Source organism: Mesorhizobium sp. B4-1-1, assembly GCF_006439375.1.
GTDB lineage: Bacteria > Pseudomonadota > Alphaproteobacteria > Rhizobiales > Rhizobiaceae > Mesorhizobium.
In genome coordinates this window covers 374,959-396,520 of sequence record NZ_VFTH01000001.1, presented here as the reverse complement: position 1 = coordinate 396,520, position 21,562 = coordinate 374,959, and the positions used below count along the sequence as shown (strand labels likewise).

The 21,562-nt window shown below is 63.7% G+C and carries 17 protein-coding genes and 1 pseudogene; 6 read left to right on the top strand and 12 right to left on the bottom strand.

The features are described from left to right. The first annotated feature begins 111 nt into the window (after positions 1 to 111). Entirely contained in the window at positions 112 to 3,636 is a 3,525-nt protein-coding gene (dnaE, locus tag FJW10_RS01990) for a DNA polymerase III subunit alpha (protein WP_140897966.1), read from the top strand. A gap of 9 nt (positions 3,637 to 3,645) precedes the next feature. Here the strand turns inward: dnaE and FJW10_RS01985 are convergent. Continuing rightward, positions 3,646 to 4,524 (bottom strand): annotated as a pseudogene (locus tag FJW10_RS01985) (DMT family transporter); the annotation flags it as partial. 176 nt (positions 4,525 to 4,700) lie between these two features. On the opposite strand from FJW10_RS01985, the gene FJW10_RS01980 reads away from it, so the two are divergent. Beyond that, a complete protein-coding gene (locus tag FJW10_RS01980; RefSeq protein ID WP_140830570.1) occupies positions 4,701 to 5,204 on the top strand; it encodes a hypothetical protein in 504 nt (167 codons plus the stop codon). A 4-nt stretch (positions 5,205 to 5,208) separates the two neighbouring features. Here FJW10_RS01980 and FJW10_RS01975 read toward each other — a convergent pair whose 3' ends face one another. Then, a complete protein-coding gene (locus FJW10_RS01975) occupies positions 5,209 to 6,537 on the bottom strand; it encodes a DNA polymerase IV (RefSeq protein WP_140897964.1) in 1,329 nt (442 codons plus the stop codon). A 65-nt stretch (positions 6,538 to 6,602) separates the two neighbouring features. Between FJW10_RS01975 and FJW10_RS01970 the strand changes: the two genes are divergently transcribed. Continuing rightward, positions 6,603 to 7,178, top strand: coding sequence for a GNAT family N-acetyltransferase (locus tag FJW10_RS01970; RefSeq protein ID WP_140830567.1), 576 nt, complete (start codon positions 6,603 to 6,605; stop codon positions 7,176 to 7,178). 94 nt (positions 7,179 to 7,272) lie between these two features. Then, positions 7,273 to 8,844, top strand: a complete 1,572-nt coding sequence (locus FJW10_RS01965; protein ID WP_140897962.1) for a hypothetical protein — start codon at positions 7,273 to 7,275, stop codon at positions 8,842 to 8,844. Positions 8,845 to 8,853: 9 nt separating this feature from the next. On the opposite strand, the gene FJW10_RS01960 is transcribed toward FJW10_RS01965, so the two are convergent. Continuing rightward, entirely contained in the window at positions 8,854 to 9,507 is a 654-nt protein-coding gene (locus FJW10_RS01960) for a hypothetical protein (RefSeq protein ID WP_140830563.1), read from the bottom strand. Beyond that, positions 9,504 to 9,803 (bottom strand): DUF3572 domain-containing protein, encoded by a 300-nt coding sequence (locus FJW10_RS01955; RefSeq protein ID WP_140830562.1) that lies wholly within the window; start codon positions 9,801 to 9,803, stop codon positions 9,504 to 9,506. The genes FJW10_RS01960 and FJW10_RS01955 overlap by 4 nt, the downstream gene beginning before the upstream one ends. Positions 9,804 to 10,043: 240 nt before the next feature. Between FJW10_RS01955 and FJW10_RS01950 the strand changes: the two genes are divergently transcribed. Beyond that, a complete protein-coding gene (locus FJW10_RS01950) occupies positions 10,044 to 10,415 on the top strand; it encodes a response regulator (RefSeq protein ID WP_027166515.1) in 372 nt (123 codons plus the stop codon). A gap of 33 nt (positions 10,416 to 10,448) precedes the next feature. Beyond that, positions 10,449 to 11,822 carry a PleD family two-component system response regulator gene (locus FJW10_RS01945; protein ID WP_140897960.1) on the top strand — a complete coding sequence of 458 codons (1,374 nt, stop codon included), beginning with the start codon at positions 10,449 to 10,451 and terminating at the stop codon, positions 11,820 to 11,822. 677 nt (positions 11,823 to 12,499) lie between these two features. Here FJW10_RS01945 and rpmG read toward each other — a convergent pair. From rpmG to topA, 8 genes are all read right to left on the bottom strand, one after another. Beyond that, positions 12,500 to 12,667 carry a 50S ribosomal protein L33 gene (rpmG, locus tag FJW10_RS01935; RefSeq protein WP_006201775.1) on the bottom strand — a complete coding sequence of 56 codons (168 nt, stop codon included), beginning with the start codon at positions 12,665 to 12,667 and terminating at the stop codon, positions 12,500 to 12,502. Between the two features lie 156 nt (positions 12,668 to 12,823). Then, positions 12,824 to 13,282, bottom strand: coding sequence for a hypothetical protein (locus FJW10_RS01930; protein WP_140897958.1), 459 nt, complete (start codon positions 13,280 to 13,282; stop codon positions 12,824 to 12,826). A gap of 95 nt (positions 13,283 to 13,377) precedes the next feature. After that, a complete protein-coding gene (locus tag FJW10_RS01925) occupies positions 13,378 to 14,553 on the bottom strand; it encodes an MFS transporter (RefSeq protein ID WP_140830557.1) in 1,176 nt (391 codons plus the stop codon). Positions 14,554 to 14,573: 20 nt separating this feature from the next. Then, positions 14,574 to 15,314, bottom strand: coding sequence for an NUDIX hydrolase (locus FJW10_RS01920; protein WP_140897956.1), 741 nt, complete (start codon positions 15,312 to 15,314; stop codon positions 14,574 to 14,576). Positions 15,315 to 15,462: 148 nt separating this feature from the next. Beyond that, positions 15,463 to 15,861, bottom strand: coding sequence for an SMI1/KNR4 family protein (locus FJW10_RS01915; protein WP_181177373.1), 399 nt, complete (start codon positions 15,859 to 15,861; stop codon positions 15,463 to 15,465). Positions 15,862 to 15,908: 47 nt separating this feature from the next. After that, entirely contained in the window at positions 15,909 to 16,361 is a 453-nt protein-coding gene (locus FJW10_RS01910; RefSeq protein ID WP_140897952.1) for a DUF983 domain-containing protein, read from the bottom strand. Next, on the bottom strand, positions 16,361 to 18,667 hold the full coding sequence (gene rnr / locus FJW10_RS01905; protein ID WP_140897950.1) for a ribonuclease R: 2,307 nt from the start codon (positions 18,665 to 18,667) through the stop codon (positions 16,361 to 16,363). Before rnr ends, FJW10_RS01910 begins: the two co-directional genes overlap by 1 nt. A 6-nt stretch (positions 18,668 to 18,673) precedes the next feature. Next, positions 18,674 to 21,241 carry a type I DNA topoisomerase gene (gene topA, locus FJW10_RS01900; RefSeq protein WP_140897948.1) on the bottom strand — a complete coding sequence of 856 codons (2,568 nt, stop codon included), beginning with the start codon at positions 21,239 to 21,241 and terminating at the stop codon, positions 18,674 to 18,676. Between the last annotated feature and the right edge of the window lie 321 nt (positions 21,242 to 21,562).

Here is a 21,562-nt window from a genome sequence, read left to right as displayed (position 1 = left end):
ATACGGGGCCGCAAGCCTGTGGCCTGTGGGTCGATTGTGCTGGACTGGCATGGCCCCGTCCGGAACAATACATCTGCATGGATTTGAGTCTTTGGAACGGCGCGAAAAAATATGGCGGATGAACGACTTCCACGCGACCCGTTGCAGCGCGAAGCAGCCGTGAGGGCCGCGCGGCCGGAAGCGCCGGCGCGGACCTTCATCCATCTGCGCGTGCATTCGGCCTATTCGCTGCTGGAGGGCGCCTTGCAGCTTGGCGCCATCGTCGGCCATGCCGTCAAGGACGAGGCGCCGGCGATCGCGGTCACCGACACCAACAATTTGTTCGGGGCGCTCGAATTCGCCCAGAAGGCGGTCAAGGACGGCATCCAGCCGATCATCGGCTGCCAGGTCGATCTCGCCTTTTCCGGCGAGGCGGGCGACGGCCAGCGAGACCGCCGCCGGCATGGACCGGAAATGTCGCCTGTCGTGCTGATCGCGGCCAGCGAGGCCGGCTATGCCAATCTCGTGCGGCTGATCAGCAAGGTCTATCTCGAGACGCCGCCCGGCGAGCCGGTGCACCTGACCAGCACGATGCTGGAAGGCCGGTGCGACGGGCTGATCTGCCTCACCGGCGGGCCGCGCGGCCCGATCGGCACCGCTCTGAAGGCCGACCGGCGCGATCTTGCCGAACAGCGGCTGCTCTTCCTCAAAGGCCTGTTCGGCGACAGGCTCTATGTCGAGCTGGAGCGGGTCGCCGGCTATGACCGCATGGTCGAGAAGTCGACGGTCGACCTTGCCTATACGCATGAGCTGCCGCTGGTCGCCACCAACGAGGCGTTCTTCTTCAAGCGTGACGACTATGAGGCGCATGACGCTTTGATCGCCATCGCCGAGGGGTCGGTGGTGGCCGCCGACAACCGCCGGCGGCTCGCCGCGGACAATTTCCTGCGCAGCCAGGCCGATATGGCGCGGCTCTTCTCGGACCTGCCGGAAGCGATCGACAACACGGTCGAGATCGCCATGCGCTGTTCCTATTATCCGAAGAACCGCAGCCCGATCCTGCCGCGCTTCACCGGCGCCGACGCCGCAGACAAGGACGCGGCCGAGAAAGCGGAGGCGGCCGAGCTCGCCCGCCAGGCGCGCGAAGGGCTGGAGGCGCGGCTTGCCGCGCACGGGCCGACGCCCGGCTACACGGTCGAGCAATATCGCGAACGGCTGGAATTCGAGCTTGGCATCATCGAGAAGATGAAGTTCCCGGGCTACTTCCTGATCGTTGCCGACTTCATCAAATGGGCGAAGGCGCAAGGCATTCCGGTCGGGCCGGGCCGCGGTTCGGGCGCCGGCTCGCTGGTCGCCTATTCAACCACCATCACCGACATCGACCCGCTGCGTTTCTCGCTGCTGTTCGAGCGCTTCCTCAATCCGGACCGCGTGTCGATGCCCGACTTCGACATCGACTTCTGCCAGGACCGGCGCGAGGAGGTGATCCGCTACGTCCAGCAGAAATACGGCCGCGACCAAGTCGGGCAGATCATTACCTTCGGTACGCTCCAGGCGCGCGCCGTGCTGCGCGACGTCGGCCGTGTGCTGCAGATGCCCTACGGCCAGGTCGACAAGCTCTCCAAAATGGTGCCGCAGAACCCGGCCAATCCGGTCAAGCTGGCGGATGCCATCGCCAACGAGCCGCGCTTTGCCGAGGAAGCGGAGAAGGAACCGATCGTGCAGACGCTGCTCGACACGGCGCAGAAGCTCGAAGGCCTCTACCGCCATGCTTCGACGCACGCGGCCGGCATCGTTATCGGCGATAGACCTTTGTCGGAACTGGTGCCGATGTATCGCGATCCGCGTTCGGACATGCCGGTCACCCAGTTCAACATGAAATATGTCGAGCAGGCGGGGCTGGTGAAATTCGACTTCCTCGGCCTGAAGACGCTGACCGTGCTGGAGACCGCGGTGAAGCTGATCCGCCGGCGCGGCGTCGACATCGATCTGGCGACGATCCCGCTCGATGACCCAGACACCTACGCCATGCTGTCGCGCGGCGAGGTGGTCGGCGTGTTCCAGGTTGAAAGTGCGGGCATGCGCAAGGCGCTGATCGGCATGCGGCCCGACTGCATCGAGGACATCATCGCGCTGGTGGCGCTCTACCGCCCCGGCCCGATGGAGAACATCCCGACCTACAACGCCAGAAAGCATGGCGAGGAAGAGATGGCCTCGATCCATCCCAAGATCGACCATCTGGTGAAGGAGACCCAAGGGGTCATCGTCTATCAGGAACAGGTGATGCAGATCGCGCAGGAGCTGTCCGGCTATTCGCTCGGCGAAGCCGACCTGCTGCGCCGCGCCATGGGCAAGAAGATCCGCGCAGAGATGGACAAGCAGCGCGAGCGCTTCGTCTCGGGCGCGGTCGAGCGCGGCGTCTCAAAGCCGCAGGCCGACTTCATCTTCGACCTCTTGGCCAAGTTCGCCGACTACGGCTTCAACAAGTCGCATGCGGCGGCCTACGCGGTCGTTTCCTACCAGACCGCCTATCTCAAGGCGCATTACCCGGTCGAGTTCCTGGCGGCGTCGATGACGCTCGACATGAGCAACACCGACAAGCTGGCCGATTTCCGCCAGGACGCCATGCGCCTCGGCATCGAGGTGGTGGCGCCGTCGGTGATGTCGAGCTTCCGCCCCTTCGAGGTCGGCGAGAACAAGATCTTCTATTCGCTGGCGGCGCTCAAAGGCGTCGGCGATGCGGCGGTCGAGCACATCGTCGAGAAGCGTGGGCAGAAGCCGTTCAAGAACCTTGCCGATTTTTGCGAGCGCGTCGATCCGAAGATCGTCGGCAAGCGCGTTTTCGAAAGCCTGATCATGGCGGGCGCGCTCGATTGCTTCGGCCACGACCGCGCCCAGATGACGGCCGGAGTCGAGCGCATGATGGGCCTGGCCTCGCTGGCGCAGCAGAACGCCATTTCCGGCCAGGCCGACATTTTCGGCGCATCGCTTGGGAGCCAATCGCAGGCGCTCAACCTGCCCGCGACCGATCCGTGGCTTGCCGCGGACCGGCTGCACCGCGAATTCCAGGTGGTGGGCTTCTACCTCTCGGCTCATCCGCTCGACGAGTACAAGGCGGCACTCCAGAAGATGCGGGTGCAGAACTGGGCGGAATTCTCGGCTGCGGTGAAACGCGGCGCAGCGGCCGGACGCCTCGCCGGCACGGTCACCTCCAAGCAGGAGCGCAAGACCCGCACCGGAAACAAGATGGGCGTGGTGCAGTTTTCCGACACGACGGGACAGTATGAGGCTGTGCTGTTTTCCGAAGGTCTGGCGCAGTATCGCGACATGCTGGAGCCCGGCAGTTCGGTGGTGATTATGGTTGCAGCCGAAGATAGGCCTGAGGGCGTAAACCTGCGCATCAACTCGGTGCAATCACTGGACGACGAAGCCAGCCGCATCCAGAAAGCGCTACGCATTTTTGTCAGAGACGATGGGCCATCATCGATCATTCAATCGCAGCTCAAACAGCGTGGCGACAGTCAAGTCAGCATCATCGTTCTCAAGGGAGAGGCGCAGGGCGAGGTTGAAATCGGCTTGGGTAATTATCGCGTCTCGCCGCAAATCGCTTCTGCCATGCGTGCGGTGCAGGGCGTGGTGGAAGTGGAGTTGGTCTAGCTCAGGGCTTGCCGCCTCCGCCTCTGCCGCTTGCGGTGTCTTGCGCTGCAAATTGAGCAGATTGCCCATCAGGATCAGCGCCGCGCCGCCGGCGGTGAAGACGTCGATCTGCTCGTGATAGAGCAGCCAGCCGACCAGCGCCGACAGCGGCACGCGCAAAAAATCCATCGGCGAGATGATGGTGGCGTCAGCGTGGGTGAGCGCGCGCGCCAGGCAGAAATGCGACGACATGCCGGTGAAGGCGATGATGAAGATCCAGGGCCAGAGGCCGGGCGAGGGGGTGTGCCAGCTATAGAGAGCGGGGATCAAACCAACCACCGACTGGATGATCAGCATCCAGAAGATGATGCGCACCACGCTTTCGGTCTTGGTCATCGACTTGACCAGCACCATCGAGATGCCGAAGCAGGCCGCGGCGCCCAGGACGACGAGGTGGCCGGGGTCCATCGAACCGGCGCTTGGGCGCACGATGACGACCACGCCGATCAGACCAAGCACGATCGCCGTGAGCTTCGACCGGGACAGTTTTTCCCCCAGAAAGCTGACGGCGAGAATCGCCGTCCAGATCGGCGTGGTGAACTCGATCGAGATCAGCACGCCCAGCGGAATGAGCGTCAGCGCGTAGAGCCAGGCGGCCTGGCCGGTATAGTGGATGATGTTGCGGGCGATATGGGCGAACGGACGCTCGGTGCGCATCGCGGCAAAACCGCCGCTCATCATCACCAGCGGCAAAAGGATGAACAAGCCGATCACCGAGCGCAACTCCAGCACCTGGAAGACGTTGAGCTCGGCGGTCGTCTCGCGGCCGGCAACCGACATCGCCAGCATCGAGGCGATTGACAGAGCCATCCAGAACGCGGCTTTTGGGATCGAGGGAGCGGGCGCCATTTGGGGCCTATGTCGCAAGCCAGGTCCTGGGCCGCAACCGTTAGTGGCGTCATTCCACTGGGCCAGCGGACTGGATGTCAAGAAACCGTCATCGCCGCGACGGAACCTGGCGCCTGGGCACCCGTTAAGTCCACGCTTTCCATCGGAAGGCTATGATCGCAGGAGGGGACGTCTTGATGAAATCGACTGCTGCCTTGCTGGCCGCCGCCTGCCTTTTCTGCTCGACGGGCGCGCATGCAGACGAGGCGGCTTTCCTGCGCTCGCTGCAGGGAAAGTTCTCCGGCAAGGGAACGGTCAGGATCAGGACGAACACGCCGGTGATGAACATCAACTGCACCTTCACCTCGGACGCGACGGCGGACTCGCTGTCGCTTGACGGCACCTGCCGCGCGCTGCTGATCATGTCGCGCGAAATCCGCGCCGACCTGAAGGTCAGCGGGGCGAGCTACACCGGCACCTATATCGGCTCGCGCAGCGGACCCGCCGGGCTCAGCGGAAGCCGCAAGGGCGATGCGATCAATCTCGACATCCATTGGGCGAAAATCGTCAATGGCGACCGGGACGCGGAACTGACGGTCGAGAAGATCGGACCGGACAATATGCGCATGACGGTGACCGACATGGATCCGGCAACCGGCAAGATGGTGGTGACGAGCCGGATCGACCTCAAGCGGACCTGACCCCTCAATCCTCCAGCGGCTCGGGCGGATTGGCGGCGCGGCCCTTGCCGAATGTGTAGCCGGTCTCGACGGCTTTCCCGCCGAACTTGTCGCGCAGCGTGTCCATCGCGCCTTCCGCCAGCGCGCGCTTGCGCGACTGCATGTCGACCAGGTCCGGCGGATCGGCCTTTTCGTCGTCGGAGAGGTCGCTGACGCCGATGCCGAGTAGGCGGAATCTAGTGCCGTCGGCCTCGCGGCGCAACAGGTCGAGCCCGGTCTGGAAAATGCGGTCGGCCAGGCGCGTCGGGTCGCCGAGCTGACGGTTGCGGGTGCGGAGTTTGAAATCCTGCGTCTTCAGCTTCAGCACCACGGTGCGCCCGGCAATGCCTGATTTCTTCAACCGCGCCGAGACCTTTTCCGACAGGCCGCGAAGCACCGGCACCAGTTCCGCCAAGGCGGCGATGTCGGTGTCGAAGGTGGTTTCGGCCGAGACGCTCTTGGCATCGCCGCCGGGGTCGACCGTGCGATCGTCCTCGCCACGCGACAGGCGATAGAGCCGGTCGCCCATCACGCCGTAGCGGCGCATCAGGTCGCCGCGCTCCATGCGCTGCAATTGCGCTATCATGCGGATACCGTCGCGCTCCAGCGTCGCGGCAAGCGCCTTGCCGACGCCCCAGATCATCGTCACCGGGTGCGCGGCGAGGAAGCTTGGCGCCTCGGCTTCGCCGATCACCGAAAAACCGCGCGGCTTGCGGAAATCCGAGGCGATCTTGGCCAGGAATTTGCAGTAGGAGAGGCCGGCCGAAACGGTGATGCCGAGCTCCTTTTCCACCGTCTGCGCGAAGCGCGCCAGCACCAGCGCCGGCGGCATGCCGTGCAGCCGCTCGGTGCCACCTAGGTCGAGAAAGGCCTCGTCGATCGACAGCGGCTCGACCTGCGGCGTCAGCGCCAGCATCAACGCGCGGACCTCGCGCCCAACGCCGACATATTTTTCCATGTCGGGCGGGATCACCACCGCTTCGGGGCACAGTTCGAGCGCCTTGAACATCGGCATGGCCGAGCGCACGCCCTGGATGCGAGCGATATAGCAGGCGGTGGAGACGACGCCACGCCGGCCGCCGCCGACGATCACTGGCCTGTCTTTCAGTGTCGGATTGTCGCGCTTTTCGATCGCCGCGTAGAAAGCGTCGCAGTCGATATGGGCGATCTTGAGCCGGTAGAGCTCGGCGTGGCGGACAAGGCGCGGACTGCCGCAACGATCGCAGCGACGCGTCTCCGAGCGCTGGAAAGCAAGGCAGTCACGGCAAAAACCGTGTTCGGGATTGTTGACAGGAGCCGCCATCGCTGCGAACATAAAGAGAACAGATGCAATGGTACGACAGCGCAAGGCTGGCAACAAGCTTGGCCTGGGGAGAACGCATGAGCACGACCATAGCACCGCTGACTCCTGAACGCTGGGCCGATTTCGAGGACCTGTTCGGCAAGCAGGGCGCCTGTTACGGCTGCTGGTGCACGCATTTCCGGCTGGCGCCGGCGCAACGGCGCGCCAGCGACAAGGAGCGCAACAAGGATCTCATCAAGGCGCGAATCGAAACGGGCCCACCGCCGGGGCTTCTGGCGCTCGAGGACGGCAAGGCCGTCGGCTGGATGCAGATCGGGCCGCGCGCCGACATACCCGAATGGAACAACCAGGGCAGGGGCTCGGCGCCTGTCGATCCGGCCGATGCCGGCGATCCGGACGTGTGGGCGATCTCGTGCTTCTTCATCCGCGTCAAGGCGAGGGGCCGAGGCACCACGCATCGCCTTGTCGAGGGCGGCATCGCCTTCGCGCGCGAGAACGGCGCGAGGCTGCTGGAAGCCTGCCCGATCGACCTGTCGCGCGATTCGCGCTCGATCGGGCTTTTCGTCGGCTCGTCGCGGGTGTTCGAGAAGGCCGGCTTCCAGAGGCTTGTCGAACGCAAGCCCGGCCGGCCGCTGATGCGGCTGGTGCTTTAGCCGGATGCGCTTTTGGCCTACAGTCGGCGTCTTGCGGCTGTAACGCTTCTTGCCTACCAGCAGCACAATCCTTCCGAGATCACGGAGAACCGACGTGAAGCGTATTTTGCCACTTGCCTTTGCCCTTGCGCTCAGCGCGCCGGCTTTTGCCCAGACTGTCGACAATCAAGGCGCCAAGGAGCTGTCCGACAATCTGGCGCGTTATTTCGGCAAGCAGGCGTTCGACAAGGGCGTGCTCAAGGTTTCGGTCGAGGGCGACGCCTACAAGATCGCGTTTGACGTCAAGTCGCTCGTCAATGCGCTGCCGGAGCAGAAGCTCCTCAAATTCGACATGGCGCCATATGCCTTGATGGTGAAGCCGCGCAGCGACGGGTCCTGGGACGTCTCGTCGAATTTCTCGCAGGGTGCGTCCTTCGAGTTCGATGGGCCGGAAGGCCGTCAGAGCATGGAGTTCACGATCAAGGACGGTAAGCTGACCAGCGTCTACGATCCGGCGCTTGCCGCCTTCACCAACGCCACCAGCTCGTTGGCCGGGATGACCATGACGTCCCGGGAAGCCAAGCAGCAAGCCGATGTCTCGACCGGCGCCGGCACCGCCACCGTTACGGCGACCAAATCCGCCGATGGCGGCGTCGACTTCACGGCCACCCAGAAAGTTTCGGACTTCGTCGAGAAGATCAAGATCGACGATCCCAACAGCGGAATGAATTTCCCGCTCACCTTGAAAACGCCGGAACTTTCGGTGGATGCAAACGGCAAAGGCGTGCGGACGAAGCCACTGCTCGACCTGCTTGCCTTTGCCGTGGCCAACGAGGACGAAGCCAAACTCAAGGCGAGCCAGGCTGAGCTCAAATCGCTCATGCTGGCCGCGCTGCCCATCTGGGAAAGGGTCGACGGCAACTACGGCTTCAAGGATTTCGAGGTGGAGAGCCCTGTCGGCAAGTTCGGGGCCGCCCAATTCAGCACCGCATTCGGCATGGACGGCATCTCCCAGAACGGCAAGGTCGACTACAAGATCAAGGCTGCCGGCCTGGCAATTCCTCGGCAAAGCCTGCCGGAATGGACCGTCCCATTGCTGCCAACCGACATCGATCTGAACTTCGGCGGCGCCAATATCGATCTCGATACGATGGCGAAAAAGGCGATCGAAGCCTTTGATCTCAATAAGAATCCGCCGCTGTCGGATGAATTCGGCAAGGCTCTGGTCGCCGATTTCAAGGCCAAGAATCCGAAGGTCGTGATCGGGCACAGCACGGTGAAGAACGGCGATATCGAGGTCGCGCTGGAGGGTGAGATGATTTTTCCCGGCGAAAAGCCCGACGCGACCGTGACCATTGACGTCGCCGGCTACGACAAGATCGTCGATGCCCTGAAGGAAGCGGCCAAGAGCGATGAGCAGATGGCGCAAGCCTTCCCATTTGCGCTGGCCGTCAAGGGATTTGGCAAGACACTGCCGGATGGCCGCCTGGAGTGGGTGATCGACACGAAAGCCGACGGCTCGGTCAAGGTCAACGGCGCCATGCTGAAGGGGCCGGATGCCGCCCGGGACGACAGCGCGGGTCAGGACGACTCGGGTGGTGGCTCGAACGGAACCGACAATTCGAGTGGGGGCGACGATACGGATGGCGGCGACAATGGCGGGGCCGGAGCGAAGCTCCAGCCCTGATCGCTTGGGTTAAAGCCCGAGAGCGCTGGCGATTTTTGGCGTCGCATCCCGCCAGTCCTCGACCGAGATGATGTCTTCCGGCGTTGGCGGCAAGAAGGCGCGCAGGGCGTTGTCGGCCATCAAATGGAAGAGGTGGGCATCCGCCACGGAATTGCGCGCCGAGACCAGGTTGGAAGGCTGGTCGTCGACGAAGGCGACGGGCCGGCCCCTGACGCCGCGCAGTTTCGCGATTGCCGGTCCCTTGGCCATTTCCGTCGTCAGCAGCGGATAATTGAGCCCCAGCGCATCGAGATGCGCGCGGCGCACAGCGCGGTGCTTGTGCGGCATGGCGGTCAGCATGACGATCTCGGCGCCTCGACCGAGCATCGCCAGCGCATCCGCGGCGCCGTCGGCGATGCTTTGCCAATCCGCCTGGGCGTCGAAGAAATCGCCGAGGAGCGCCGTCACTTCCGGCTGCTCGATCAGCCGCCCGCTCGCCGTCTCGGCGATGTTGCCGGTCAATCGGAAGGATGCGAGCGTCAGGCCAAAACCGCGCGACTTCAGATAGTGCGGAAATGGCCGGATGAATTCCAGCACGACATCGTCGACGTCGAGCACCAGCAGCGGCCGGTCATCGGCGGCAAGCTCTTCGATCTGCCGCGCCGTCTCGGGATCGTCGCTCATGTCGAACGCTCGTGATCGTCGTTGCCGAGCGGGAGCGCGCGCAGCGCCTTGCCGACGGCGGCTGGCGGCGTGCCGGTCTCCTCGGCGAAGCGCAGCAGCGTCGGCTCGTGGGCGAGGATGAATTGCAGGACGCCGGCAAGGAAGCCGGGCTCCGCGGCGGCCCTCCGGATCGAGTTCGCCTCGATGCCGGTGATCGCCAGGAAGCGGGGCAGAAGTTCGGGATCGGCGGCGACGAAGCCCAGAGCCCTGACGGCAATGGTTTCCGCTTCCTCGCGCATTGACGCTGCGTTCGCCATCATTACCTTTGGAATGGTGGATTTTTTCGAGTCTCCTTCCGCAGTAGCGGCAAGCGTCGCTAGCGGCAAGCCTACGCTCTTTCCCGTATAACGTCCGAAGGTGGAATCCGTGCAGCTTTCCAACCTCCGGTTTCCGTTTCGTCAATCATATTGGGCTAGAGTGGAAAAGGGTTGGGTGCGGTCCGAAGGGGACGCATTGCGACGGCCTTCGGTTTCGAGGGCGGTCGGGACGGGAAACTGATGGCTAAGAAGGTCATGATCGTCGAGGACAATGAGCTTAACATGAAGCTCTTTCGGGACCTCATCGAAGCCAGCGGTTACGAGACGGTTCGCACGCGTAATGGGCTGGAGGCGCTGGATCTCGCGCGCCAGCACCGGCCGGACCTGATCCTGATGGATATCCAGTTGCCCGAAGTCTCCGGCCTGGAAGTGACGAAGTGGCTGAAGGAAGACGACGAGTTGCATTCGATCCCGGTCATCGCCGTCACCGCCTTCGCCATGAAAGGCGATGAGGAGCGCATCCGCCAGGGCGGCTGCGAGGCCTATATCTCGAAGCCGATCTCGGTGCCGCGCTTCATCGAGACGATCAAATCCTATCTGGGCGACGCCTGATGCCCGATACCAGCAGAGCCGGAGTTTGTTGAGATGACCGCGCGGATCCTCGTCGTCGACGATATCCCCGCCAATGTGCGGCTGCTGGAGGTTCGGCTGCTTGCCGAGTATTTCGAGGTGCTGACGGCCAGCAACGGCCTGGATGCGATCGAGACCTGCGAGAACGGCAAGGTCGATGTGGTGCTGCTCGATGTCATGATGCCCGACATGGACGGGTTCGAGGTCTGCAAGCGCCTGAAGAGCGACCCGGCGACCTCGCATATCCCCGTCGTCATGATCACCGCACTCGACCAGGTGTCGGACCGGGTGCGCGGCCTCGAGGCGGGCGCGGACGATTTCCTGACCAAGCCGGTCAACGACCTGCAACTGATGACGCGCGTGAAGAGCCTGGTCAGGCTGAAGTCGCTGACCGACGAATTGCGGCTGCGCGCCTCGACGACGCGCAATATCGGCATCGAAGAGCTTCTGAGCCGCGATTTCGCGACCGAGGACGCCAAGCCGAGGGTGCTGCTTGTCGACGAGCGCAAATCTTCCGTCGAACGCATCCAGAAGATGCTGCGCAACAGCGCCGAGCTGGATGTCGCGACCGATCCGAATGCCGGGTTCTTCCAGGCGGCCGAAACGGCGTATGAATGTGTGCTGGTGTCGACCGCCTTCTCGAATTTCGACGCGCTGAGGCTCTGCTCGCAGCTGCGTTCGCTCGACCGCACCCGCTTCCTGCCGATCATGCTGCTCGCCGACGAGGGCGAGGAGGGCCGCATCCTGCGCGGGCTGGAACTCGGCATCAACGACTACCTGATCCGGCCGATCGACCAGCACGAACTGACGGCGAGGCTGCGCACGCAGGTGCGGCGCAAGCGCTACAACGACCAATTGCGGGCCAGCGTCGCCCAGACGATCGAGATGGCGGTGATCGACGGGCTGACCGGGCTGCACAACCGGCGCTACCTCGACAGCCATCTGCAGACGCTGTTCGACCGCGCCGTGGCTCGGCGGCGGCCACTGTCGGTGATGATCACCGATCTCGATCGCTTCAAGTCGATCAACGACACTCATGGCCATGACGGCGGTGACGACGTGCTGCGCGAGTTCGCCCGGCGGCTGCGCAAGAATGTGCGCGGCATCGATCTCGCCTGCCGCTTCGGCGGCGAGGAATTCGTCGTGGTGATGCCGGACACCGACGGCGCGGTCGCCGAGAAGGTCGCCGAGCGCATCCGCGCCGAGATCGCGCAGGCGGCTTTCGCGATCGGCAACGACGGCAAGATGATCGAGGTCACGGTCAGCGTCGGGGTGTCGTCGGTCCTGAAAGGGACGGACAGCGTCGCCGCGCTGATGAAGCGCGCCGACCTGGCGCTCTACGAGGCCAAAAGCGGCGGCCGCAACCGGGTGGTCGCCAAGGCCGCCTAGGCTGTGTTGATATTCAGGTGATGCCGGCCTGCGAACGATGGTTTCCTGCGCTTCCGGTGCTCACGTACTTTAAGTACGCTCCGCTCCGGTTCTCGGAAACCAACGTTCTCGGCGCGGCCTGACCTGAATCTCAACACATCCCAAAAACGCGTCGCGGATCTTTCACACCCAGCACCCGCCTGTCTTTGTCCCGAAACCGGTTTCCACTCTCGGGAGACATGCTCGGCAAAAAGGCGACGATTCTCGGCCGTCCCGACAGGGTTACGAATTTACCTTAACCCAAGCGATTCGCGAGCGGTGGTTAAGAAATGGTTGATTTTTATAAGGTCTTGCGCAAATCTGCGACGCATAGACAGAAGACGAGGCCGGCACGAGGGTAGACTAGCCGGCTCGATCCAAAAAATACCCCATGATGCTCAGGTCCGCCGCATCTCCTGGGTCCGTGGGGTCGGCCGGCCGGCGCTGGCGCATAGTGGCCTCCTCGTACCGCTGCCAAACGCCGACCGGCCCCCTTTTTCTCAAAGACCTACATCGGAAGCTTGCGCAGACAGTCGCGCAGGCTCCTCAGCCGTTCGGTCTTCCCTCTGCCGGGAAACCTTGTCGGACTTTTCCTGGAATTGCTCCAAAACAAAAACGCCGCCCGAAGGGCGGCGTTTTGATTTCTCGGGATAACCAAATTACTTGATCTTGGTTTCCTTGAACTCGACGTGCTTCTTGGCGACCGGGTCGTACTTGCGGAACGAGAGCTTGTCCGTCTTGGTACGGCTGTTCTTGCTGGTGACGTAGAAGAACCCGGTGTCGGCGGTCGACAGAAGCTTGATCTTGATGTTTGCGGCTTTGGCCATGATTTTCGTCCGTTAATGTTCGTGGAGTTTTGGCCGCTGGAGCACGGGGAAAACACCCGGACGCGGGAAACTTGGCGCGACACATAAAGAACGCGCCCGGAAAGTCAAGCCCGGGCGCCTTCCTTGCCCCATTTGGTCATGGCCGATCTCGCCGCTTCAGGCGTTCTCGCCGATCCGCTGAGCCGTTTTTTTCCAGTCGCCCGTGGTGTTCCACCAGCGGTTGGGATTGGCATGGTCGTCAAGACCCTTGGAACGGCTGGCGAGCAGCGGTTGGATGCGGATGACGGGCTCCTGATAGGAGTGAGCCTGGAATATCGCCTCGACGACATGAGCGGCGAGCGCCTGGTCGTCGGCGATCTCGAACGACACTTCAACGGTGCCGGGCCGCCGGCGCAATTCCGTCTCGGCGCCCGCGGCGGCGCCCTCGAGCGGCCGATAGCGCTCGACGCCTTGCGCCGACTGATAGGCGTTGCTGTCATATTTGCCCATGCGCAGCGGCGTGATCGCCACCACCGCCTCCATGATGCGCTCGACATCGGCGGCCGGCGCCTGGAATGTGACGAGCAGAAGCAATTCCATCCTGAGGGACTTGGTTTCAAAGCCGCTGTCGATCATCGCAATTCTCCTACTTCGCGCTGGAGACAGGGTATATAGCAGGGGTGCTACTGACACGGTGATGTCAGGATGCCCGACGCTTCAGCGGCATTTGCCTACAGAATCTTGCGCACCAGCCTGACCAGGATCAGAGCCATGTAGGCAGCGAAGAAAAAGGCCAGCGACCAGCCGAAACCGGATGGGCCGAAGGCATCCATGCCGATGCCGATCGCCTGCGGACCCAGCACCATGCCGACGCCATAGCAAAGCACGAAGGCAGCATTGGCGGATGCCAGTTCATGGCCGGACAGCTGCGAGCCGAGATGGGCAAGGCCGATCGTATACATGGCGGCGACGACGCCGCCCCAGACGAACAGCAGGGCTGCCATCAGATGCCAGTTCTGTGCGAAGAACGGCATGAAGACCGTGCCGATGAGGCCGACCGTGGCGCAGGCCAGCAGCAGGTAGCGTCGGTCGGAAACGCGGTCGCTGATCATGCCGATCGGGATCTGCAGAAGCACATTGCCGAGCCCGATCATTGTCAGGAGCAGCGCGGCGTCGGCTTCCGAATAGCCGATACGGCTGCCATAGACGGGGAAGAGCGAGAAACCGCCGGTCTCGACGGCGCCGAAAACAAGCACGGCGAAGGTCGCGGTCGGCACCAGCCAGATGTAGCGCAGGAAGTGGCTGGTCTCGCTGTCGGCGACGATGGTCGGACTCTCGTTGCGGGCCGCCAGCACCGGAATGGCGGCAAGCGTCACCAGCGCTATGGTGACGCCGAACGGCAGGAAGCCCGTGCTGCCGAGATGGGCGAACAGCCATGGTCCGGCGGCGAAGCCGAGCGACAGCACGGTGGCGTAGATGCCAAGCACAAGGCCGCGCCGGTTCTGCGGGGCGGAGATGCTGATCCAGAATTCCGACAGGATGAACAGCACCGTCAGCGAGATATGCAGGGCGACGCGGAGCGGAAACCACATCCAGAAATCCGGCGCGAAATGGAAGCCGACAAAGGCGAGCGCGCCGATGGCAATCATCAACAGCATGGTCCAGGCAACGCCGAGCCGCATGGCAAGCGGGGTGGCGAGCGGCGCGCCGGCAATCGAGGCGAGACCGGCGACGGCCGTGTTGAGGCCGATCATCGAAGCGGAATGGCCGCGACTTTCCAGAATGACGCTGAGCAGCGGCATGCCGAGACCGATGGCGATGCCGACAACGCTGATCGAGGAGATCGCCGCGATCATCGGCAGCCAGTGTACGCGCTCGTCGCCCTGTTCTTGGGTATCGACCGTCATGGGATCAAAATGCTCTGCTTCTAAAGGACTTCGCGGACAAAGCGGTTGCGGACGAGCCGGAAGAACGGCACGGCGCCCCCCGGCCGCAGCAAGGGATCGTCGGCAAGCCGACCTTCCAGTTCTTTCAGGATCATGCCGGTAATGTCGGGGATGTCGGCCTTGCGGGCATCGGCGAGCGGCAGCCAGACGAGTTCTTCGAGCTCGTTGGTCGGGCCGCCGCCGGGCAACTCCACGGCAACGTCGTGGCGCCAGGCGCTGAAGAAACGCGTATCGAAACGGCGCACGCGATTGGGCGGGGTGATGGCGCGGGCGATGAAGCGGAGCACGTCCAGCGAGGGGACCACGCCATGTTCGGCGAAACCCTGCCAGTCGCGCTTCGCGGTCGAGAAGGCGCCCTTGCGGCCGATCAGCAGGCCGGCTTCCTCATAGGTCTCGCGAATCGCCGACAGGGCGATTGCCCGCGCCCGCGCAGCGCTGGCGCGGCCAGGGCCTGAGACCAACCTACTCTCTTCTTCATCGGGCAGAGGGGCGGCGACGGGAATACGGCTGTCGGCGGGATCGGTGCGGCCGCCGGGGAAGACGAATTTCCCGGGCATGAAGGCGTGCCCGGCATGGCGCCGGCCCATCAGCACCAGAACGTCCTTGCCCCGGCGATCTAGCAGAATGAGAGTTGCGGCATCACGTGGACGCAACGCCCGGCCGTTGCGCACGGCCAGGCCCTTATCGAGCTTGTCGACATCCGCCTTGGTCATTCCTTCCATGCGCTCGACCTAGCGGAAAGTTCTCGAATGCGAAAGTGGCCTTAGCAATTGGCGTGTTGCACCAGCCGGATGACGGGGCCATTGCCGAGAACAGGCAATTCCACCGGCGGCGGCAGCGATCAAGCTCCGATGCCGCACCGATGGAACGTTACTCGGCGACAAGAGCCGCCCAAAAACCGGTGAAATCGAGTCCAAGCGGAAGAAGGCCTTGATCGAAGCGACTGTCGCTTCGGTAAAAGTAGACCGCACCGTCTCGCGTCTGGGTGTCCACAAAGAAATAATCGCCGCCGCCATCGATGGCGAAAGGAAAGAATCGGGCGGCGACCACCGCCTTTTCCGTAACCAAGCGTCGGTAACTTTGAACCGCGGTCCCGCGCGATTCGGCCGCAAGGGGCAAGAATTCGGACACCACGGTATCGAGTTCATCGTTTTGAAAGACGTAAGGGTCCGGCTCGCCACCGTTGGACCTGGCATAAAGTTCGCGAGCCGGGGCGGGGAGCACGAGCCCGCAAGCTTTCTCGCATTGGGCGATCATGTCGCCAGTCAACGGATGCTCGGAATTCAGAAATCTCATACGTCAGACCAGGTTGCGGCCTAAGCCTTGGGACGCGGCTCGAATTCGTCTTTCTCGTCGCCGAAGCCGTGCATATAAAGCGCCCATTGCAGGCCGATGACGGCGCCCTTGACCGGTTGCAGCAGCACGAGCGCCAAAATGATGGTCAACGGCACCCAAATCAGCGCGTGCTGCCAAGTCGAGAGCGTGGTGGCGGCCTCCACCGCCATGAACGAGCCAAGCACGATATGGCCAACGATGACGATGACCAGATAGGCAGGCAGGTCGTCGGCGCGATGATGGTGCAGCTCTTCGCCGCAGACCTCGCACGTGTCCACGGGCTTCACGAAAGCGCGGAACAGCTTTCCCTTGCCGCAATGCGGGCAACGGCCGAGCATGCCGCGCTTGATCGCCGTCCACAGCGGACGCGCGACGCGGCCGGAATGATGCTCGCCGCCGAAAACCTGTTCTTCCACCTGGAAATTGCCTGGCATCATCGTCTCCTGCCGCGCGGTCCGACGCGCGATTGCGATGCGCGGGCGCGGCCTTTGGCCCTGTGGAACGACCGCTTGGAGCCTGGCAGCGGCTTCGGGTCGGTCAGCATCTCGAAACGCATCGCGCCGGCCATCGGCGCGACCTCGACCAGCCGGACTTCGACGCGGTCGGCGAGCTGATAGCCCTTGCCGGTGCGTTCCCCGAACAGCGATCGGGCGGTTTCGTCGTAGATATAGTAGTCGCCGCCCAGAGTTGACACCGGAATAAAGCCGTCGGCGCCATACTGCGGCAATTGGACAAAGAGCCCCGCCTTGGTGACGCCGGAGATGCGCGCATCGAACGTGTCGTTGACGCGCTCGGCGAGATAGGCGGCGATCAGCCGGTCGACCGTGTCGCGCTCGGCGGCCATGGCGCGGCGTTCCGTGGCCGAGATCAGCGCGGCGACCTCTTCCAGCCTGTCCGCCTCCTGCTGCGTCAGGCCGCCGGGACCCAGACCAAGCGCCGCGATCAATCCGCGGTGCACGATCAGATCGGCATAGCGGCGGATCGGCGAGGTGAAATGCGCGTAGCGCCTGAGGTTGAGGCCGAAATGGCCGATATTCTTCGGCGAATACTCGGCCTGGCTCTGCGAGCGCAGCACCACTTCGTTGACCAGCGCCTCGTTGTCGGCGCCGCGCACCCGCTCCAGGATGCCGTTGAATTGGCTAGGCCGCATCTGCGCGCCGCGCGCCAGGGACAGGCTGAGCGTCTGCAGGAACTCGCGCAGCGCTTCCTGCTTGGCGAGCGACGGCGCGTCATGGATGCGATAGACGAGCGGCTCTTTCCTGCCCTCCAATGTCTCCGCGGCGGCAACATTGGCCTGGATCATGAACTCTTCGATCAGCTTATGCGCATCGAGTCGCTCCGGCACGACGACGCGGTCGACCGTGCCGTCGGGCTTCAGCAGGATCTTGCGCTCCGGCAGGTCGAGTTCCAACGGCTGGCGGGCGTCGCGGCCGTGCTTCAGCACCGCATAGGCATCCCAGAGCGGCTTCAAGACACCATCGAGGATCGGCCGCGTCTTGTCGTCGGGCACCCCGTCGATCGCGGCCTGCGCCTGCGGGTAGGAGAGCTTGGCGGCCGACTTCATCATGACGCGGTGGAAGGAGTGCCTGAGCTTGCGGCCTTCCGAGGAGAAGGTCATGCGCACGGCGATGGCCGGCCTGTCCTCGCCTTCGCGCAGTGAGCAGAGATCGTTGGAGATGCGTTCGGGCAGCATCGGCACGACGCGGTCCGAAAAATAGACCGAATTGCCGCGCTTCAAGGCTTCGCGGTCGAGCGGCGTGCCATAGCGCACATAGGTGGCGACATCGGCGATCGCCACGGTGACGACGACGCCTCCGGGATTCTTCTCGTCCGCATCGGGCGTGGCGAAGACGGCGTCGTCATGGTCCTTTGCGTCGGCCGGGTCGATGGTGACCAGCGGCAGGTCGCGCCAATCCTCGCGGTGATCGAGCGTCGCCGGCTCCACTGCTTCGGCCTCGGCAATCACGTCCGCCGCAAAGACATGGGGAATGTCGTGAGCGTGGATGGCGATCATCGAAACAGCCTTCTCGCTGCTCAGCGATCCCAGCACCGCCAGCACTTTCGCCCTGGGCAGTCCGTAACGGGATGCCCGCGCCGGCTCGACCTCGACCAGGTCGCCGTTTTTGGCGCCGTTCTGGAATTCCTTGTCGACGATCAGTTCCGGCTGACGCCGTTCGACGGGCTCGATGCGCAACGTGCCATCCTTCAGGACGCGGAAGACGCCGAGCACCGCATCGCTGCGCTTCTCGAAGACCTTCATCACCCGCCCGGTATAGGCGGGACCTGACGGATCGTCGGTCGGGAAGGTCTTGGCAAGCACGCGGTCGCCGATACCGGGTACCGGGCCGGCGGCGCCGCGCGAAATGCGAATGGCGATGACAGGCGGCGAGCCGTTGCCGGTGTATTCGTTCGGATGCGCCAGAAGCACGCCGTCGTCGTCGCGGCCGAAAATGTCGAGCACGGCGACGTGCGGCACGGCGCCCGCGCGGGTGAGGCGCTTGCGCTCTTTGTTAAGGAGGCCCTCGTCCTGCAGGTCGCGCAACAGGTCTTTCAGCCAGATGCGGTCTTCGCCACGCAGCGCGAAGGCCTTGGCGATCTCGCGCTTGCCGGAGCGGTCGGGATTTTCGGCGATGTAGCGCAGGATTTCGTCGCGAGAAGGTCGATAATCGTCTTTGACCTTGGCCCTCGTGTCGGCGTGGCGCGGATCGCCGTGGCTTCTTCCGGAGATCCTGCGCGCCACGTCCCGCTATCCCTTCTTCGCCGCCCTGCGGAAGGGCTTTTTACCGCCTCCGCCCTTGGCCTCTCTTTCGGCAATCAGGGCGAGCGCTTCTTCCATCGTCACCGATTGCGGATCCTTGCCCTTGGGCAGCGTCGCATTGACCTTGCCGTAGTTGACATAGGGCCCGTATTTGCCGTCGCGCACGACGATCTTGCCGCCGCCGTCGGGATGGTCGCCAAGCTCCTTGAGCGCCGCGGCGGTGCCGCCATTGCGGCCGCCCTTGCCCTTCTGCTGCTTCTCGGCAATCACCGAGACGGCGCGGTTGAGGCCGATCGAGAACACGTCCTCGATGCTTTCCAGATTGGCATAGGTGCCGTCATGCAGCACGAACGGGCCGTAGCGTCCGAGACCGGCCGAGATCATCTTGCCGGATTCGGGATGTTTTCCGACGTCACGCGGCAGGGCCAGCAGCGCCAGCGCCTTTTCGTGGTCGATCGACTCGGGCGTCCAGCCCTTGGGCAGGCTCGAGCGCTTGGCCTCCTTGCCTTCGCCACGCTGGATATAGGGGCCGAAACGGCCGCTCCTCAGCGTGATTTCCTCGGCGGTGTAAGGATCCTTGCCGAGCAGCTTGATGCCGTCGTCGCCATTGCCGTTCTCGCCATTGGGGTTGGCGGCGTCGCCGAGCTGGCGGGTGTAGGAACATTCCGGATAGTTCGAGCAGCCGACGAAGGCGCCGAACTTGCCGAGCTTCAGCGAGAGATTGCCGGAGCCGCATTTCGGGCAAATGCGTGGGTTGGAGCCGTCCTCGCGTTCCGGGAAGACAAGCGGCGCCAGTTCTTCGTTGAGCGCATCGAGCACGTCCGTGACGCGCAGTTCCTTGATGTCGTCGACGGCGCCGGAGAAATCCTTCCAGAAATCGCGCAGCACATCCTTCCAGGCGAGCTTGCCGTCGGAAATCTCATCGAGCTTTTCCTCGAGCGAAGCGGTGAAATCATACTCGACATAACGCTCGAAGAAGCTTTCGAGGAAGGCCGAGAGCAGTCGGCCCTTGGCCTGCGGCACCAGCCTGCGCCGGTCGATGGTGACGTAATCGCGATCCTCGAGCGTCTTCAGGATCGCCGTGTAGGTCGACGGCCGGCCAATGCCCAGCTCTTCCAGCTTCTTGATCAGCGACGCCTCGGAATAGCGCGGCGGCGGCTCGGTGGTGTGCTGGGTGGCGTTGATCGCCTGGCGGGAGAGCTGCTCGCCGGAGCGGATCTCGGGCAGGCGGCGGCTCTCCTCGTCCTCCGCGTCCTCGTCCTTCTGGTCGGTATAGGCGGCGATGAATCCGTCGAAGCGGATAACCGAGCCGACGGCGCGAAGCTCGGCAGTGCGAGCGCCGTTGACCGCCTCGATCTCGACCGTGGTGCGTTCGATCTCGGCCGGCTGCATCTGGCTGGCGATGGCGCGCTTCCAGATCAGCTCATAGAGGCGCGCCTGGTCGGCGTCGAGATACTGCCTGACCGATTGAGGCGTGCGGTTGAAATCGGTCGGGCGGATCGCCTCGTGCGCTTCCTGGGCGTTCTTGGCCTTGGTGGTGTAGTAACGCGGCTTTTCCGGCAGGTATTTTGCGCCGAACTCGCTGACGATCGCGCTGCGGGCAGCCTCGATCGCCTCGGGCGCCATCTGCACGCCGTCGGTTCGCATATAGGTGATGAGGCCGGCGGTCTCGCCGCCGACATCCATGCCTTCGTAGAGCTTTTGCGCCACCTGCATGGTGCGCGTGGCCGAGAAGCCGAGCCCGGAGGAGGCGGCCTGCTGCAGCGTCGAGGTGGTGAAGGGCGGGCCGGGATTGCGCTTGGTGGGCTTGGCCTCGACCGACAATGCCTTGAAGGTCGCGCCTTCCAGCATCGCCTTGATGTCGTCGGCCTGAGCCTTGTTGGCGATGTCGAGCTTCTGCAGCTTCTTGCCGGCAAAGGCGGTCAGCCGCGCTTCGAAACTGTCGTTGCGCGGGGTGCCTAGGATCGCGGCGATCTGCCAGTATTCCTCGCGGATGAAGCGCTCGATCTCGGATTCACGGTCGCAGACCAGGCGCAACGCCACCGACTGGACGCGGCCGGCCGAGCGGGCGCCCGGCAGCTTGCGCCACAGCACCGGCGAGAGCGTGAAGCCGACGAGATAATCGAGCGCACGGCGGGCGAGATAGGCGTCGACCAGCGGCGCATCGATCTGACGCGGATTGGCCATGGCATCCAGCACCGAGGCCTTTGTGATGGCGTTGAAGACGACGCGGCTGACCGGCTTGTCCTTCAGCGCGCGCTTCTGCTTCAGGACTTCCAGCACATGCCAGGAAATCGCCTCGCCCTCGCGATCCGGGTCGGTGGCGAGGATCAGCCCGTCGGCATCCTTGACCGCCTTGGCGATCTCGGCGAGGCGCTTGCCCGACGCGGTGTCGACCGACCAGGACATGGCGAAGTCCTCGTCAGGGCGGACCGAGCCGTCCTTGGCCGGCAGATCGCGGACATGGCCGAAGGAGGCCAGGACCTTATAGTTCTTGCCGAGATATTTGTTGATTGTCTTCGCCTTGGCCGGCGATTCGACGACGACGACGTCCATGAGGTCTCTTAATCAGCTGTGAGGTGGCGGAAGAACTCCGCGATGCACGACGAAATCCCACTCTTTCGTCGCTCACATGGCCGCGCTTTTGCAATCGGTCAAGGGGAGGCGGGCAATTTGGGAAGCGGCCGCCGGCAATACACTCTTAGAGTGTATGGCAAAGATCACATTTTTGGGGATGGGGCATGCGCGCCTCATATCACGCCGGGACGGCCTGCCGGCCAGTCGAGTCGAGAGGCAGTGGCGAGGCGCTGCCCCGCCCGGAAAGATCGCTGGCCGCCAAATCAAACCAATTCGGCGGCCAGGCAGTCTTCCGCATGC

Coding starts and splice junctions, on each gene's coding strand:
- FJW10_RS01975 (WP_140897964.1), bottom strand. CDS start 6,537: ATGTTCGCAGCGATGGCGGCTCCTGTCAACAATCCCGAACACGGTTTT.
- FJW10_RS01920 (WP_140897956.1), bottom strand. CDS start 15,314: ATGGAAGGAATGACCAAGGCGGATGTCGACAAGCTCGATAAGGGCCTG.
- FJW10_RS01970 (WP_140830567.1), top strand. CDS start 6,603: ATGAGCACGACCATAGCACCGCTGACTCCTGAACGCTGGGCCGATTTC.
- rpmG (WP_006201775.1), bottom strand. CDS start 12,667: ATGGCCAAAGCCGCAAACATCAAGATCAAGCTTCTGTCGACCGCCGAC.
- FJW10_RS01950 (WP_027166515.1), top strand. CDS start 10,044: ATGGCTAAGAAGGTCATGATCGTCGAGGACAATGAGCTTAACATGAAG.
- topA (WP_140897948.1), bottom strand. CDS start 21,241: ATGGACGTCGTCGTCGTCGAATCGCCGGCCAAGGCGAAGACAATCAAC.
- FJW10_RS01910 (WP_140897952.1), bottom strand. CDS start 16,361: ATGCCAGGCAATTTCCAGGTGGAAGAACAGGTTTTCGGCGGCGAGCAT.
- FJW10_RS01955 (WP_140830562.1), bottom strand. CDS start 9,803: ATGGCGAACGCAGCGTCAATGCGCGAGGAAGCGGAAACCATTGCCGTC.
- FJW10_RS01930 (WP_140897958.1), bottom strand. CDS start 13,282: ATGATCGACAGCGGCTTTGAAACCAAGTCCCTCAGGATGGAATTGCTT.
- dnaE (WP_140897966.1), top strand. CDS start 112: ATGGCGGATGAACGACTTCCACGCGACCCGTTGCAGCGCGAAGCAGCC.
- FJW10_RS01980 (WP_140830570.1), top strand. CDS start 4,701: ATGAAATCGACTGCTGCCTTGCTGGCCGCCGCCTGCCTTTTCTGCTCG.
- FJW10_RS01960 (WP_140830563.1), bottom strand. CDS start 9,507: ATGAGCGACGATCCCGAGACGGCGCGGCAGATCGAAGAGCTTGCCGCC.
- FJW10_RS01925 (WP_140830557.1), bottom strand. CDS start 14,553: ATGACGGTCGATACCCAAGAACAGGGCGACGAGCGCGTACACTGGCTG.
- FJW10_RS01945 (WP_140897960.1), top strand. CDS start 10,449: ATGACCGCGCGGATCCTCGTCGTCGACGATATCCCCGCCAATGTGCGG.